This window comes from Streptomyces sp. NPDC055287 (assembly GCF_053646035.1).
This window is the reverse complement of record NZ_JBSHNE010000017.1, coordinates 54723-69492: the sequence shown is the minus strand read 5'-3', so window position 1 is coordinate 69492 and position 14770 is coordinate 54723. Positions and strand designations below refer to the sequence as shown.

The following is a 14770-nucleotide window of genomic DNA, read 5'->3' as shown; positions in this document are numbered from 1 at the left end:
GGTCATGAGCAAGACCGGTGTTCGAGCCGAGGCTACTGATCGGCAGGCATCAGAGCGAGCAAAAACGGAAATTGGCGGTCCGTTCTCGGTCACACGCCGCAGGCATGTGCGGCAAAGACGGCCGGCCCGCCCCTCCCGCGCGGGGCGGAGGGACGGGCCGGCCTGGGCCGGGCGCCACAGCGTGGGGACGCTGTCGGACCTACTTGGGCGCGCCGACCATCTTGCCCTCGGGCGAGACCGCGTACCACGTGCCGCCGACACCCTGACCGTTGGTGTCGCCCGGCTTCGCGTCGCCCGAGAAGGTGTAGACGGGCCAGCAGTCGATCGTCTGCTGCTTGACTCCGTCGGGGCGGTCGAAGACGACGAAGCCCTTCTTGAGGATGCCTTCCGTGTCGTTCTTCTCGACCGGCGGGACGACCGGCCACTTGTCGAGGCAGGCACCGGTGCAGGCCGTCTTCATGGGCCAGGCCGAGTCCTTCTCGAACCGGTAGACCGTCATGCCCTCGGAGTCCACGACGATGTCACCGAGCTTGGGGTCCTTGCGTACGGACATCCCCGCGAGGTCGGGCTTCTCGGCTTCGTCCGCCTCACCGCCGCCGGCCTCGGCATCGTCGCCGCCGGCCGCGCCCACAGCGGCCTTCTTGCCGTCGGGGGCAGAGGCGAACCAGGTGCCGCCGACGCCCTGGCCCTTGGCGTCACCGGGCTTGGCGTCCTTGGCGAAGCGGTACATGGGCCAGCCGCCCACGGTGAGCTGCTTGGTGCCGTCGGCCCTGGTGATCTCGCCGAGCGCCGAGGCGTCCGTACCGGGGGCCGCCGTGGCGTCACCCGCGAGCACGACCGGCCATGCCTTCGCACAGTCGCCCTCGCAATTCGACTTCGGCGGACTGACGGTGTCCTTGTCGAACCGGTAGAGCGTGAAGCCCTCGCTGTCGGTCAGCACCTTGCCGAGCTTCTTGCTGTCCCAGACGGCGAGTTGTCCTGCGGCCTTGGGCTCCGCGCCACCGCCGGCGGCGTCGTCACCGTAGCCGCCCTTGTCCGAGCCGTAGCCGCTGTCGGCGGGCTGCTGCGCGGGGTTGGCGTTGCCCACGGCCTGACCGTTGGGGGACTCGGTCGCTTGGTCCTGACCGCACGCCGTCGTCAGCGCCATCACAGCCGCCGCCGTCACCGCGAGCGAGACGTTCCGCCAGGTCTTCATGTCGACTCCTGTGCACCGAGGGTGTGTTGCGACGCTCAAGTGCGTCGCTCATGGTCCTAGGTACGGGCCGGAGGTGCCCCGGTGTTCAACGCGTTCGCAGAAATTTCCCCACGACCTTCGGGCCCCGCCCGCCCCGGTCCCAAACGCAAAGCCGGGAAAGTCCCGCCCATCAGGCGAATTGGACCGGATGGTGGCGTGGCGGGGACGCGCCGGGACCATGCTCCCGGACGTGCACTCTCCGCTCCCAGGACGCCTGTTGGCCGCCGTCACCCTGAGCTGGCTGCTGCTGAGCCCCGCACCGGCCGCGGCCGACAACTGTTCGTACTCCTCCATCTCACGCAGCGGTGAGATGTCGTCGGGCTCGGCGGTCGCCGTGGGCGGAAGCGCGATCTGCACGGCGGGCCCGAAGCCGAAGCCCCCGCCGGCTCCCACTCCGGCGCCACCGCCACCTCCCCCGCCACCTCCCCCGCCTCCTCCACCGCCGCCACCTCCGCCGCCTCCCGCCGCACCCGAACCGCCCCCTCCGCCTCCTCCACCACTGCCGGCGCCCCTCCCGCCGCCGGCCCCCGCGCCCAAGCCGTCTCCCACCCCCAAGCCCACCCCGTCCGCCCGGCCGAAACCTCCCTCGCCGGCGCCGGTCGCCATCCCCGTGTACCGCAAGGCCACCCGCAAGGAGCCGCAGAACGGTCCGTCCCTGGTCTCCCTCACCCTCCTGGTCACGGCCCCCGCGGTATTCGCCGCCGCCGTACTGCGCCCACGCTCCCGATAGCCGACGGAGATACCCATGTCGGAATGGCTCGTCCTGAGCATCGCGATGGCGTCCGCCTGCGCGGTCGTCCTCACCATCACGGTCATCAACCACCGCCGCGTCGGCGATGACGACGACCCGTCCGAGACCCCGGACGTCATCGAGTACATGACGATGATGATCGGCGTGGTCTACGCGATCGTCCTCGGCCTCGCCATCGCGGGCGTCTGGGAGGGCCGCAGCGCCGCCCAGGAGTCCGTACGCCAGGAGGCCCAGGCCCTGCACGAGGTCAGGGTCCGCTCGGAGGTCTACCCCTCCGAGGTCCGGGCCCGTATCCGTGGCGATGTCGACGCGTACGCCGCGTACGTCGTCAACACGGAATGGCGCCACATGGCCGACCACGGCAGCCTCACCGAGCGGGGCACCGAACTCCTCGACCAGCTGCGCCGCGACGTCACCGACTACGTACCGAAAACGGACCACGAGGGCCAGGCCTACCAGCCACTGGTCGATCAGGTGGCCACCGTGGACGACGCGCGGGGCGCCCGGGGCCAGGGCGCGGAGGCGACCATGCCCGGGGTGGTGTGGTTCGGCCTGATCACCGGGGCCCTGGTCGCGGTGGGCCTGATCTTCACCCTCCAGATCCGCCGCACGGGCCGTGAGCTGCTGCTGGCCGGTCTCTACAGCGCCCTGATCGCGTTCCTGCTCTTCCTCATCTGGGACTTCGACGCCCCGTTCGGCCGCGGCCTGTCAGCCACCGCCGGCCCCTTCGTGGACCTGTTCCCGAACGCGGCGAAGTAGTTCCGCGAAGACACGACGGCCGGCGCGGCGGCTGGGGCGACCGTGTCCCGGCTCCCGCCGAGTCGGCCCAGGCGGCTTCGCCTGATCTCGACGCGGTCGCGCTGGAGGGTCGCCGCGGCCGTGTGCCCCTTGCGCGTCAAGGGCTGCCAGGGCTGCGGCCGCGGTGCCGGATCGTCGCTGAAGCCGCGCATCGGCCCGGTGTGACGGCTGATGCCGGTGCGCCGGGCGGCGTACGCCGATACCCCATTTGCGCGACTGTGATCGCGCGGCGCCGTCGCCGCTCCTAGCGTTCGGGATATCGAGGTGCATTTCCTGCCATGTGTGGATAAAAATTCCGCCGCTGCTCCTCGAGGACCCGGAGGATTGTCCATGCGCGCGATACGTGTGACATCGGCCGCCGCGCTCGGCCTCGCCGCTCTCTCACTCACCGCCCCTGCCGCCTCGGCTGTCGACGGCAAGGCACCGGCGGTGGTCGGCACCGCGACCCCTTCCACCATCGCCGCGGGCGGACAGGTCACCCTGTTCGTCTCGGGATGCTCCAGTGACGCGGAAGCGTCCTCGTCCGTGTTCGACACCGTCACGGTTCCCCGGGGCGACACGGCGACAGCCACCGTCGACTGGGACGCGAAACGTGGGGCCATGTACACGGTGACGTACACCTGCCTGGAAGACGGCCGGCAGGGCACCTCGCAGCTCACCATCGCCGGCGACTCCCGGCCGACGCCCACCCCGACCGTCACGACCACCACCACGGCCACCGCCACCAGTTCCCCCGCCGGACCCGCCAGGGGCGGTGTGGGCGGCAGTCAGGGTGGGATCGACGCCGGGGAGATAGCGGCCGGTGCGGCGCTGGTCGTCGCGGCCGCCGGTGGAGTGGTGTTCGTGCTGCGGCGACGCAGCAGCCGCCAGCACTGACCAGCCGGAGCGGCTCGGCCCCGTACGCCCGTTGCCCCGCGTCCTCGTAAGGACGCGGGGCGACGGGCGTTCACGCGAGCACGGCCTGCGGGCAGCCGGGCGATCAGACCTCGCTGCGGTTCAGGCGGCGTCTGCGCGCGATGAAGAGGCCACCGCCGATGGCCGCAGCGGCGACGAGCCCGCCGCCGACCTGCATCTCCGTGTCGGAAGGGCCGAGCGACCCGCCGACACCGCCGCGCGCGCCCCGGCCGGCGAGAACGGTGAACTGATGGGTCGCCACCAGCCGGTTGTCGTTGCACTTGACGGCCAGGTTGTAGTGGCCGGGTGTGGCGTCGTGCTTGATCTTGGCGGTGGCGAACGACGTGGTGTCGCTCGCCGGAAGGTGGGCGGGCCGCTGGAAGGCGTTGGACGTCACGGTGCCGCCATGGCCGCACCCCGAGGCGCTGACCGTCAGCACCCCGCCCTGGTGGACCGAGAACGGGTTGACATTGACGTTGCGCGGGCCGTTGGTGGCGGTGGCAGTGGGGGCGACGAGTCCGACCGCCGCAAGGGCCGTCGCGGTCACCAGGCAGGCGCGTGAAACACGCATCGTAGAACCTCCACGGGACGGCGCCCCGGAGCGGTGCTCCGGGAAGATCGACGAGAACGCCTCCCATGACGAACACTCACCGCGCCCCGCGATTACCGCATTTCGGGCTGGTCCACCCCGGTGAGACGACACGCCGGTGCGGCGCGTCCGGATCTGACGGAGCCGCAGGTCACAGACCGTCAGATATCTTGTACGACGAGTTACCCGGATGGGTCACGGCATGGTTCCGCGTGCGGACACCGCGCCACCCGTTCGCCCCTCACGTCTCGCAGCCCCCACCCCGCGCACTTAGCGTCCGTACAGACGCGTCGAAGGGAGAGCCATGGGCCAGGAGTACAACGGCTCCGAGCCGAGAAAACGCTCGCCGTGGGGGGTCCTGGCCCTCGTCATGCTCACTGGCCTCGCGCTCATGCGCAACGGCGCCGACGTGTCCCTCGGCCCCCCGCAGCCCGCGTCGGCCGCCGCCCTGGACAGCCACACGGAGGTCGCCGGCGCCCGGACCCCGCACACCTCCGCGCGGCCCCTGCCGCATGCCCCCGCCTCCCGCATCCGTCTCCCCGACATCCGCGTCAACGCGCCCATCGTGGACGTGGGGCTCGACGCGGAGGGCTGGGTCGAGGCCCCGTCGCCGCAGGACCCCAACCTCGCGGGCTGGTACCAGAACGGCATCGCCCCCGGCCAGCGGGGCACCTCGGTGATCGTCGGTCATGTCGACAACGCGGTGGGCCCCGCCGTGTTCTACAACCTGGGTTCACTCAAGAAGGGCCACCGCATCGAGGTGGAGCGCTACGACGACCGCGCCGCCGTCTTCGAGGTCTACGGCGTCGAGGTCTTCTCGAAGGAGGAATTCCCCGGCCCCCGGGTCTACGGGGACCTGGGCAGGCCGGAACTCCGCGTGATCACCTGCGGCGGCGGTTACTCCAGTGCGAACGGCTACGCCGGCAACGTCGTCGTCTTCGCCCGCCTGGTCGCCACTCGCTGAACGGACGGCGGCCGGAGACCAGGAAGGCGTGCGGGCAGGGGCGTTCCGGTGGTGCTCTCACTCACGCCGCGCGGTGCTCGGCACCGTGATCCTGTACCCCTCGTCGAGCAGCTCCGGCAGATACGTACGCAGCGCCTCCACGCTCTGCCGCCGGTTGCCCCCCGCGTCGTGGGAGAGCACGACGACGCCGGGGCCGGCGCCGGAACGCACCCGGCGGACGATGGCCCCGGTGCCCGGCTCGCGCCAGTCGAGCGTGTCGACGGTCCAGCCCAGCGGCTCCATGCCCAGCTCCGCGCCGATCTCGAACGAGCGGCGGTTCCAGGCTCCGTACGGTGCCCGGTACCAGACCGGCGCGTGCCCGACGGTCCGCTCGACGACGTCGCTCGTACGCCCCAGCTCGGCGCGGATACCGGCCGGGGACAGGCGCGGAATCAGCGGATGCGACCAGGTGTGGTTGCCGACGACATGGCCGTCCTCGGCCATCTCCCGGAGCAGGTCCCGGTTCTCGACCGCCATCTCCCCGCACACGAAGAACATCGCGCGTGCGTCGTAGCGCCGCAGCGTGCGCAGGATGTCCGGGGTGTAGCGCGGGTCGGGCCCGTCGTCGAAGGTCAGCACCATGCTGCGGTCGACCCCTGCCATGCGCAGGAAGGGCCTGCGCCGCACCGGCGGCCTGGCGGGCCTGAACCTGGGCGGGGTGTACGCCGTCATCGGCCGCAGCCGGTACGCCGAGACCCTGACCGGCGCACCGGCCTGCGGCCCGGCCGCCGGGGGCGGCCCCGACGGGTAGCGTCCCGGCGTCTGGGCGGGGTCGGCGCCGAAGAACCGTACGGCGGTGGTGGCTCCGAGACAGACGGCGAGGCGCAGCATCGTCCGGCGTCCTGGAGACATCTGATCGTTTTTCATGACTTATAGCTCGCACGGCCGAAGCCCGCCGGACCCGACCCACACCGGGGGCGGGGGCCGAAGTACCCAATGGGACGAGCCGGTCGGTGCCGGATAGCCTCGCTGCTGTGACAGAGCAGCGACGCCATCAGTTCGAACGCGGCACCGACGGCCCCAAGGTGATCGTCGCCGGCCTGGACGGATCGGATTCCTCGTTGCGGGCCGTCGCCTACGCGGCCGGCCTCGCCCGACGGCAGAACGCGCTGCTGGCTCTGGTGTACGTACAGCCGCTGATGCCGGCGGGAGCCTCCCTCGGGTTGCCTATGGCGGGGACGACCGAGGAGATCGCCGAGGAACTGATGGCGGAGGTGCGTACCGCGGCGGAGCGGACGAAGGGCACCTTCGAGGTGCGCTGGGAGTTCCACACCTTCCGCGGCGACCCGTACAACGGCCTCGTGACCGCGGCGGACGAGCTCAAGGCGGACGCCGTGGTCGTCGGGGCGTCGGAGTCGGCGGGCCACCGGTTCATCGGCTCGGTGGCACTGCGCCTGGTGAAGGCCGGGCGCTGGCCGGTCACGGTCGTGCCGTAGGCCCGGCGGCGAGGGCGCCACTTGGCGTACGTCGCCTTTCGTCGTACCCGCGTCTGGGCCATCATGAGCCGCCATCAGCCGACAGTCGTCTGCGGAGGAATGACTCATGGCCGGACTCTGGACGGGACAGGGCGTACTGCGCCGCAAGCCCATCGAACAGATCGAGGAGGGGGACGCCAGCGAGCAGCTGACCAGAACCCTCGGTCTCTGGCAGCTCACCGCGATCGGCGTCGGCGGCATCATCGGCGCGGGCATCTTCACCCTTGCCGGTACGGTCGCGAACGGCACGGCCGGCCCCGCCGTCCTCATCTCCTTCCTCATCGCGGGCGTGGCGAGCGCGGCGGCGGCCTTCTCCTACGCCGAGTTCGCGGGCATGATCCCGAAGGCCGGTTCGGCGTACACCTACGGCTATGTGGTCCTCGGTGAACTGGCGGGCTGGTTCATCGGGTGGGACCTGCTGCTGGAGTACACGGCGATCGTGGCGGTGGTCGCGATCGGCATCTCCGGCTACTTCAACTTCCTGCTCGAGGACCTGGGCGCCGGGCTGCCCGACTGGATGCTGGGAGCGCCCGGTACCGGAGACGGCCACCGGGTCGATCTGTTCGCGGCTGTGCTGTGCATGTTCATCGCGTATCTGCTGACGCTGGGCATCAAGAGCGCGGCGCGCTTCGAAACGGTCGTAGTGGTGCTGAAGGTCCTGGTCGTGCTCGTCGTGATCGTGGTCGGTTTCTTCCACATCAACACCAGCAACTACAGCCCCTTCTTCCCCTTCGGGGTCGGCGGCGCCTTCACCGGTGCGGCGACGGTGTTCTTCGCGGTCTTCGGGTACGACGCCATGTCGACGGCGGCAGAGGAGTCCAAGGACGCGCAGCGCCACATGCCGAAGGCGATCATGTACTCGCTCGCGATCTCGATGGTGCTGTACGTGCTCGCCACCCTGGTGCTCACCGGCATGCAGAACTACACGGAGATCGACCCGGAGAGCGGCTTCTCGACGGCGTTCCAGTCGGTGGGGCTCGACGCGCTCGCGGATGTGATCGCGGTGGGTGCCATCATCGGCATCCTCACCGTCATGTTCACGTTCATGCTGGGCGTGACGCGCGTGTGGTTCTCGATGAGCCGCGACGGGCTGCTGCCCCACTGGTTCGCCAAGACGCACCCGACGCGGCATGTGCCGGTCCGGGTGACCTGGATCGTGGGGGTCGCGTCGGCGCTGATCGCCGGGTTCCTGCCGATCGGCGAGGCTGCCGAACTGACCAATATCGGCATCCTGCTGGCGTTCGCCGTGGTGTGCACCGCGGTGATCGTATTGCGCTACCGGAAGCCGGATCTGCCGCGCAGCTTCCGCACGCCGGGCATGCCGTTGGTGCCGGCGATCGGGGTGGTGGCCTCGATCTGGCTGATCACCTACCTGGCGTGGGAGACGTGGCTCCGCTTCGCGGTGTGGTTCGCCCTCGGCCTGGTCATCTACTTCGGCTACTCGTACCGGAAGTCGGCGCTGGCGAAGACGCCGAGGGCTGACACGGGTGGCAAGGAGTAACGCCCGGGGCGGTCGTCGGGCGGGGCCCCGGTTCGGGAAGCGGCCGGCAGCGGAACAGCCCCTTCCTGAACCGGGCAGGAAGAGCAGGGCGGGGCCGGGACTACCGGCCCATCACCAGGCCCTCCTCCCCCGCCCTCCGGCTCAGCACGACGTCCCTGATCCGGTCCCGGACAGATCCGTGGTCCGCGCCCCCCTCGGCCGCCGTGTTGAGGTGGACCACGCGCCCCGCCTCCGTGTCGAACCACTGCGGGATGAACTCCGCCTTGCTCACCTGCCACCGCTGCCCCTCCCGCTCCGGCGGCGCGAAGGTGAAGCGGCCGATCGTGCCCTGGTTGCCGCGTGCGTCGTGCGCGCCCGAGTGGTTGACCATCGGGCCGGCGATCTGGTCGCCCATGCCGTAGACGACCCAGGTGCCGTTGACCTTCTCGTACGCCTGCGGGACATGCGCGTGCGTGCCGATGATCAGGTCGATGTCGGGGCGGTCACCGGTTTTCGACGCCGTCAGGGCCTTGCCCAGCCGCAGTTGCTGCTCGTCGGGCGCGTCCTGCCACTCCGTGCCCCAGTGCAGCGAGACGACGACCACGTCGGCGCCCGCCTTCCGCGCCGCCCTCGCGTCGGCGACGATCTTCTCCTGGTCGATGAGGTTCACCGCCCACGGCCTTCCCTCCGGCAGCGGATAGCCGTTGGTGCCGTACGTGTACGCGAGCTGGGCCACCTTGGCGCTGCCCCCGTTCAGCCACGCCGGTTCCCCCGAATCGGCCTTGGTCCGGGCCGAGCCCACGTGCCGGATGCCGGCCTTGTCGAGCGTGTCGAGCGTCCTGTCGATCCCGTCCGCCCCGGCGTCGAGGCTGTGGTTCGAGGCGGTGGAGCAGGAGTCGTATCCCGTGGCGCTCAGCCCCTTGGCCACCTCGGGAGGCGACTTGAAGTTGGGGTAGCCGGTGTACGGGCCCCCCTCGGCGCCGTACACCGTCTCCATGTGGCAGATCGCCAGATCCGCCGTGGAGACCACCGGCTTCGCGCCCGCGAGCATGGGGGCGAAGTCGTAGCCGCTGCCGCCCGCGTCCGCGGTGGCCTGCCGGATGATCGACGCGTGCGGCAGTACGTCGCCCGACGCGACGAGGGTGAAGCCCCGCTGCTCGCGCCCGCCCGCGGCCTGCTCGGCCGGGCCGACGGAGCCGGGCGGCGAGGGCTCAGCGGGCGGTCCGGTGCAGGCGATAACGCTTTCGAGCAGCAGGACGGCCATGGCCGCCGCCCCTTGCAGTTTTCGCTTCACCATCAGACCGACTTTCAGTTTGTATGACTTTTACTGAAATCAATCCTTACCTGGTCGGGGGCAAGTCAAGGGACGCGGCCGTTCCTGTCACCGGAACGGACGCGCGAATTCGACCGTTCGTCGCACCATTCGTCGCACCGTTCGACCGCTCACCGCACGGCCCTGCCGCCCGTTCGGCCGCCGCGTCCCGCACAGCCGCGCACCGGGCGGGCGGCGGATATCTTCGCCGCCGTCCGGCCATCGGCAACCCGGTCTCCCGAAGGGGCGTCAACGGTGACTTCCTCCGCTTCCTCCCTCAAGCAGCACACCGACGAACGAGCCATCGCCGACCTCCAGCGCGAGCACGGCAAGGCACTCCTCGGCTTCCTCCTGGGCCTCACATACGGGGACAGGCAGCGCGCGGAGGACCTCCTCCAGGAGACGCTGGTACGGGCCTGGCAGCACCCGGAGGCGCTGGCGAGCGACCACGACTCGATGCGCCCCTGGCTCTTCACGGTGGGCCGCAGGCTGGCGATCGACGCCCGGCGCGCCCGCCGGGCCAGGCCCCACGAGGTCGGCGACGACGTCCTGGAACACTCCGCGTTCTTCGACGACCACGTGGAACGGTCGGTCACCGCTCTCGACGTCCGCCAGGCCGTCGAGGCGCTGCCCGGCGAGCACCGCGAGGTACTGACCCAGGTCTACTTCCGCGGCCGTTCCGTGGCGGAGGCGTCCGAAGCGCTCGGCATACCGGCGGGCACGGTCAAGTCCCGTACGTACTATGCTCTGCGCGCGCTGCGGAAGGTGCTTCCCGGCTACGGTCGCGACGCCGCCTGAGGCACCCTCGTACCACCCGCCCCGCACGTCAGATCTTCACCCTCCGTACCCGTGCAGAGCAGGCCGATTTCGAAACCACAGCGTCCAGTTGAGTAAAGAAGGCACGCTGTGCGTCTCTGAGAGTGAAGGCTCGGCGGTGCCCCGAAGAAACACTGAACAGATCAGTCCGGGAGAAGGTGGAGTGCTGTGCTGCCCGAGAGTACGAATGGCACCAGCGGAGGCAGGCTCGCGGTACCGATGGCTTGGCTGTACGCCGAGTACATCGCCGACGAACTGCTCCGTACGGGCAATCTGATTCCGCCCGGCACGATCGAGTTCCGGGCGGGCCGGGAGACGCTCGCGCTCACCATCTATCTGTCCGACAGCGCCGACGAGCTGTCCGGCATCCGCGTCATCTCCAGCCTCGACGAGTGGCTCTCGCTCACCACCTACGGCCACCCCTGGGAGACCTGGGTACGGGAACGACTCGCCGATCGCACCACCACCGCCGGCCGCCGCGACGAGGAGATCGGCCCGGATCTCGAACTGGCCCTGGCGTCATGGCGCTGGCTCAGCGGCACGGAACTCCTCGCCGCGGACCTCGGCGGGGCCGTCCCCTGGCACCAGGCGGCGGATCTCGGCGTGGACGAGAGCGAGAAGGTGTGGACGCCGGCCTGGCAGCTGGGGCTGCCCCTCGGTCACCTCGCCATCCACCTCTTCTGATCGCCGTCGGGGTCGCGGCCCCGGTCACGGTCGCGTTCACGCCCGGCGGGCGCCGAGGAGTGCACTCCCGCCCGGTACTTGGGGAACCGCAGCGTGATCTTCATGCCCGCCCCCACCCCTGTCTCGATCACGAGCCCGTAGTCGTCCCCGTACACCTGCCGCAGCCGGTCGTCGACATTGGACAGACCGATGCCCGACGAGGTGGTGTGCTCGCCCGCGAGGATCCGCCGCAGCCGCTCCGGGTCCATGCCGACGCCGTTGTCCTCGATGACGACCACGGCCTCGGCGCCGGCGTCCCGTGCGGCGATGGTGACCTTGAACTCGCTCGTGGAGTCCTCGAGTCCGTGCTTGACGGCGTTCTCCACGAGCGGCTGGAGACAGAGGAAGGGCAGCGCGACCGGCAACACCTCGGGGGCGACCTGGAGGGTCACCTTCAGTCGGTCGCCGAAGCGGGCTCCCGCCAGCGCCAGGTACTGCTCGATGGAGCGCAGTTCGTCGGCGAGGTTGGTGAAATCGCCGTGCCTGCGGAAGGAGTAGCGGGTGAAGTCGGCGAATTCCAGGAGCAGTTCGCGGGCACGCTCGGGATCGGTGCGCACGAACGAGGCGATCGCGGCCAGCGAGTTGAAGATGAAGTGTGGCGAAATCTGGGCCCGCAGGGCGCGGATCTCCGCCTCGATCAGCCGGGTGCGTGAGCGGTCCAGCTCGGCCAGTTCCAGTTGTACGGACACCCAGCGGGCCACCTCGGTCGCGGCTCGCACCAGTACCGCCGACTCCCGGGACCCGTACGCCACCAGCGCGCCCAGCACACCCTCCTCACCGGTCAGCGGCGCGATCACGACCCATCGCAGCGGGCACTGAAGGTCGTCGCAGTCGGTGCGTACGCTCTGGCTCCGCCCGGAGTCGAGCATCTCCCGTACCCGGCGCATCACCGGCTCGCCGTGGTGCCCGCCGCCCGGCCCGTCCCAGGCGAGCACGCTCTCGCGGTCGGTGAGGCACAGTGCCTCGGTCCCGAGCAGGGAGCGCAGCCGGCGGGCGGCCTTGCGGGCGGTGTCCTCGGTCAGACCCGCGCGCAGCGGCGGTGCGGCGAGCGAGGCGGTGTGCAGGGTGTGGAAGGTGGCGTGCTCGACGGGCGTACCGAGGTCGAGGTCCCCGCCGCGCCCGTGGCGGGCGGTGACGCGGCCGAGGACGACCCCCGCGGCGAGGAGTACGGCGCCGGCGGCGGCCACCGCCGCGATCTCGATTCCGGTCATCGCCCCGCTCCCCCGCTCACTCCGGCGCCGTCCTTCACCATCAGATCCTCCGGCAGGTGGAGCCGGGCCAGGGTGGCGGCGGTCCCGGCGGGTATGCGGTCCCGCGTCGCCAGCGACACCAGCACCATCGTCAGAAACCCGAGCGGCACCGACCAGACGGCGGGCCAGGCCAGCAGCGAGTGCGACCAGCCCCCGGCCGGCAGTCCCGCCCTGGTCGCCATCACTGCGGTCAGCGCGGCCCCGCCCCCCACGACGAGCCCCGCCACCGCGCCCGGCGGCGTGAGCCCCCGCCACCAGATGCCGAGCACGAGCAGCGGGCAGAAGGAGGAGGCGGACACCGCGAAGGCCAGGCCGACGGCGTCGGCGACCGGCACGTTGACCGTCACGATGCTCAGCGCCAGCGGGACCGCCATCGCGAGGACGGTGGCGAGCCTGAAGTGCCGTACGCCGCGGGACGGGAGGACGTCCTGGGTGAGGACGCCCGCGACCGACATGGTCAGCCCCGACGCGGTGGACAGGAACGCCGCGAAAGCGCCGCCGGCGAGCAGCGCCCCCAGCAGATCTCCGCCGACCCCGCCGATCATGCGGTCGGGCAGGACGAGAACCGCCGCGTCCGCCTCTCCGGTGAGGGACAGCTCGGGGGCGTAGATCCGGCCGAGCGCCCCGTACACCGGGGGCAGCAGGTAGAAGGCGCCGATCAGCCCGAGCACGACCAGGGTGGTGCGGCGCGCGGCGGTGCCGTTGGGGCTGGTGTAGAAGCGCACGGCGACATGCGGCAGCCCCATGGTGCCGAGGAACGTGGCGAGGATCAGTCCGTACGTCGCGTACAGCGGATGCTCCTCACGGCTGCTGGCCAGCGGCTGGGACCAGCTGGACGCGCCCGTCCGCTCGACGCCGGCCTTCTCCGGGACTTGGGCGTGTGGGGGAAAGCCCAGCTCCGTGCCCGCGCCGACAAGGTGAACGCCCGCGTCGAGCGCGACCGGCTCGCGGTCGTGGCGGCGGGCGTCGACGGTGCCGGACACGGTGACACGCAGCGGCCGGACGAGGTCGATGCGTACGGTGTCGTCGATCCGTACGACGGTGTGCTCGCGGAAGGTCGCGGGCTCCGCGAACCTGGCGCGCGGCGCGTCGTCCCCCAGCCAGGCGACGACGAGGAACAGCGCGGGCACGAGCAGTGCGGTGAGCTTGAGCCAGTACTGGAAGGCCTGCACGAAGGTGATGCTGCGCATCCCGCCGGCTGCCACCGCCCCCGTCACGACGAGCGCCACGACGAGTCCGCCGACCCAGTCGGGTGCGCCGGTGAGGATCTCCAGTGTCAGGCCCGCGCCCTGGAGCTGGGGCAGCAGGTAGAGCCACCCGATGCCGACCACGAAGAGGCTGGCGAGCCTGCGGACCTGCGGCGATTCGAGCCGGGCCTCGGCGAAGTCGGAGAGGGTGTAGGCCCCCGAGCGGCGCAGCGGGGCCGCGACGAGGACGAGGAGTACGAGATATCCGGCGGTGTAACCGACGGGGTACCAGAGCATTTCGGGGCCCTGGAGGAGGACCAGGCCCGCAACGCCGAGGAAGGAGGCGGCGGAGAGGTACTCGCCGCTGATGGCGGCGGCGTTCAGGCCCGGCTTGACGCTGCGGGACGCCACGTAGAAGTCGGAGGTGGTGCGGGAAATGCGCAGGCCGAGCGCGCCGATGAGCACGGTGGCGAGCACGACGACGGTGACGGCGGCCACCGCGTACGCCTGGTTCACTCAGCGTCCTTCGACGAGCTTGCTGAACGCGCGCTCGCCCCGCTCCGCGCGCCGGACGTACCAGCGGGCGATCAGCCACATGACCGGGTAGACCGCCACGCCGAGCACGGCCCAGACGAAGGGCCCGGGCGACGGCAGGTCGGAGGCGGTGAAGACCTCCGGGAGCGAGAACAGCAGCGGCAGCGACCCGACGAGCAGGGCGAGCGCGCCCAGCGAGATCAGCGCGGTCCGCAGCTGGCTGCGCATCAGGGAGCGCACGTACGTCGCCCCCAGGGTCGTCTGCTCGGTGATCTCGGACCGCGCCGGTGCGTGCCCCGGAGGGCGCCGGGCGCTGCGGGGTACGCCGGTGACGGTCTCGCGGCGCGGCGGACGGCCCGGGGACGGCTGCGCCGAGGACGGCTGATCTGCGGACATCGGCGCGAGTCTACGCAGCGCTGATTACGCCGGGTAGGGCCCCCGCCCGGGCTTTCGGCCGCTTCCGCCGCAGTCGTCCAGCGCGAATTCCAGCTCGACGTACGACTCCTCGGCCCTGCGGAAGGCGATCTCCAGGGCGGCGGCGGTGCGCGGGCCCGCGATGCGCTGTGCCGCCTCCCGCACTTCGTACAGCACATCGGCCCAGCGGCCCGCCGCGCTCTTGATCCCGGTCAGCAGCGCTTCGAGGTCGCGCGCGTCGGACGGCCGGGCCGGCGGCAGCCTGCGGAGTTCCTCCAGCAGTGCCTCGAGTTCGGACATCCGGGCTCCT

At 71.1% G+C, this 14770-nt stretch carries 15 protein-coding genes; 7 read left to right on the top strand and 8 right to left on the bottom strand.

Annotated features, from left to right (window positions below; all coding sequences use genetic code 11):
• Nucleotides 1-199 precede the first annotated feature (199 nt).
• The gene (locus ACWIHY_RS24900) at nt 200-1195 is read right to left on the bottom strand and encodes an SCO0930 family lipoprotein (protein ID WP_454377885.1); all 996 of its coding nucleotides are present in this window, start codon (nt 1193-1195) and stop codon (nt 200-202) included.
• Between the two features lie 784 nt (nt 1196-1979).
• Between ACWIHY_RS24900 and ACWIHY_RS24895 the strand changes: the two genes are divergently transcribed.
• Nucleotides 1980-2744 carry a bestrophin-like domain gene (locus ACWIHY_RS24895; protein ID WP_454377884.1) on the top strand — a complete coding sequence of 255 codons (765 nt, stop codon included), beginning with the start codon at nt 1980-1982 and terminating at the stop codon, nt 2742-2744.
• A 369-nt stretch (nt 2745-3113) separates the two neighbouring features.
• Entirely contained in the window at nt 3114-3659 is a 546-nt protein-coding gene (locus ACWIHY_RS24890) for a hypothetical protein (protein WP_454377883.1), read from the top strand.
• A gap of 103 nt (nt 3660-3762) precedes the next feature.
• Here the strand turns inward: ACWIHY_RS24890 and ACWIHY_RS24885 are convergent, their stop codons facing one another.
• Nucleotides 3763-4248 carry a hypothetical protein gene (locus ACWIHY_RS24885; protein WP_454377882.1) on the bottom strand — a complete coding sequence of 162 codons (486 nt, stop codon included), beginning with the start codon at nt 4246-4248 and terminating at the stop codon, nt 3763-3765.
• A 322-nt stretch (nt 4249-4570) separates the two neighbouring features.
• Here ACWIHY_RS24885 and ACWIHY_RS24880 point away from each other — a divergent pair, with 322 nt between their 5' ends.
• On the top strand, nt 4571-5230 hold the full coding sequence (locus tag ACWIHY_RS24880) for a class F sortase (protein ID WP_454377881.1): 660 nt from the start codon (nt 4571-4573) through the stop codon (nt 5228-5230).
• A gap of 57 nt (nt 5231-5287) precedes the next feature.
• Here ACWIHY_RS24880 and ACWIHY_RS24875 read toward each other — a convergent pair whose 3' ends face one another.
• On the bottom strand, nt 5288-6121 hold the full coding sequence (locus ACWIHY_RS24875; protein WP_454377880.1) for a polysaccharide deacetylase family protein: 834 nt from the start codon (nt 6119-6121) through the stop codon (nt 5288-5290).
• 122 nt (nt 6122-6243) lie between these two features.
• Here ACWIHY_RS24875 and ACWIHY_RS24870 point away from each other — a divergent pair, with 122 nt between their 5' ends.
• On the top strand, nt 6244-6705 hold the full coding sequence (locus tag ACWIHY_RS24870; RefSeq protein ID WP_454377879.1) for a universal stress protein: 462 nt from the start codon (nt 6244-6246) through the stop codon (nt 6703-6705).
• Nucleotides 6706-6811: 106 nt separating this feature from the next.
• Entirely contained in the window at nt 6812-8245 is a 1434-nt protein-coding gene (locus tag ACWIHY_RS24865; RefSeq protein WP_454377878.1) for an amino acid permease, read from the top strand.
• A 100-nt stretch (nt 8246-8345) separates the two neighbouring features.
• On the opposite strand, the gene ACWIHY_RS24860 is transcribed toward ACWIHY_RS24865, so the two are convergent.
• Nucleotides 8346-9521: a CapA family protein gene (locus ACWIHY_RS24860; RefSeq protein ID WP_454377877.1), complete on the bottom strand. Its 1176-nt coding sequence runs from the start codon at nt 9519-9521 to the stop codon at nt 8346-8348.
• Nucleotides 9522-9791: 270 nt separating this feature from the next.
• On the opposite strand from ACWIHY_RS24860, the gene ACWIHY_RS24855 reads away from it, so the two are divergent.
• Both ACWIHY_RS24855 and ACWIHY_RS24850 read left to right on the top strand, forming a co-directional pair.
• Nucleotides 9792-10334: a sigma-70 family RNA polymerase sigma factor gene (locus ACWIHY_RS24855; protein WP_454377876.1), complete on the top strand. Its 543-nt coding sequence runs from the start codon at nt 9792-9794 to the stop codon at nt 10332-10334.
• A gap of 237 nt (nt 10335-10571) precedes the next feature.
• Complete coding sequence (locus ACWIHY_RS24850; protein ID WP_454377941.1) at nt 10572-11036, top strand: hypothetical protein; 465 nt, start codon at nt 10572-10574, stop codon at nt 11034-11036.
• On the opposite strand, the gene ACWIHY_RS24845 is transcribed toward ACWIHY_RS24850, so the two are convergent.
• The 4 genes from ACWIHY_RS24845 to ACWIHY_RS24830 are packed head-to-tail and all read right to left on the bottom strand — an operon-like array spanning nt 11012 to nt 14760.
• Entirely contained in the window at nt 11012-12286 is a 1275-nt protein-coding gene (locus ACWIHY_RS24845) for a sensor histidine kinase (protein ID WP_454377875.1), read from the bottom strand. The genes ACWIHY_RS24850 and ACWIHY_RS24845 overlap by 25 nt on opposite strands.
• Complete coding sequence (locus ACWIHY_RS24840; protein ID WP_454377874.1) at nt 12283-14028, bottom strand: sodium/solute symporter; 1746 nt, start codon at nt 14026-14028, stop codon at nt 12283-12285. The genes ACWIHY_RS24845 and ACWIHY_RS24840 overlap by 4 nt, the downstream gene beginning before the upstream one ends.
• Nucleotides 14029-14442 (bottom strand): hypothetical protein, encoded by a 414-nt coding sequence (locus tag ACWIHY_RS24835; RefSeq protein ID WP_454377873.1) that lies wholly within the window; start codon nt 14440-14442, stop codon nt 14029-14031.
• A 24-nt stretch (nt 14443-14466) separates the two neighbouring features.
• Entirely contained in the window at nt 14467-14760 is a 294-nt protein-coding gene (locus ACWIHY_RS24830) for a hypothetical protein (protein WP_454377872.1), read from the bottom strand.
• Nucleotides 14761-14770 lie beyond the last annotated feature (10 nt).

Coding starts and splice junctions, on each gene's coding strand:
- ACWIHY_RS24865 (WP_454377878.1), top strand. CDS start 6,812: ATGGCCGGACTCTGGACGGGACAGGGCGTACTGCGCCGCAAGCCCATC.
- ACWIHY_RS24890 (WP_454377883.1), top strand. CDS start 3,114: ATGCGCGCGATACGTGTGACATCGGCCGCCGCGCTCGGCCTCGCCGCT.
- ACWIHY_RS24835 (WP_454377873.1), bottom strand. CDS start 14,442: ATGTCCGCAGATCAGCCGTCCTCGGCGCAGCCGTCCCCGGGCCGTCCG.
- ACWIHY_RS24845 (WP_454377875.1), bottom strand. CDS start 12,286: ATGACCGGAATCGAGATCGCGGCGGTGGCCGCCGCCGGCGCCGTACTC.
- ACWIHY_RS24880 (WP_454377881.1), top strand. CDS start 4,571: ATGGGCCAGGAGTACAACGGCTCCGAGCCGAGAAAACGCTCGCCGTGG.
- ACWIHY_RS24895 (WP_454377884.1), top strand. CDS start 1,980: ATGTCGGAATGGCTCGTCCTGAGCATCGCGATGGCGTCCGCCTGCGCG.
- ACWIHY_RS24875 (WP_454377880.1), bottom strand. CDS start 6,121: ATGTCTCCAGGACGCCGGACGATGCTGCGCCTCGCCGTCTGTCTCGGA.
- ACWIHY_RS24850 (WP_454377941.1), top strand. CDS start 10,572: ATGGCTTGGCTGTACGCCGAGTACATCGCCGACGAACTGCTCCGTACG.
- ACWIHY_RS24885 (WP_454377882.1), bottom strand. CDS start 4,248: ATGCGTGTTTCACGCGCCTGCCTGGTGACCGCGACGGCCCTTGCGGCG.
- ACWIHY_RS24900 (WP_454377885.1), bottom strand. CDS start 1,195: ATGAAGACCTGGCGGAACGTCTCGCTCGCGGTGACGGCGGCGGCTGTG.
- ACWIHY_RS24860 (WP_454377877.1), bottom strand. CDS start 9,521: ATGGTGAAGCGAAAACTGCAAGGGGCGGCGGCCATGGCCGTCCTGCTG.
- ACWIHY_RS24830 (WP_454377872.1), bottom strand. CDS start 14,760: ATGTCCGAACTCGAGGCACTGCTGGAGGAACTCCGCAGGCTGCCGCCG.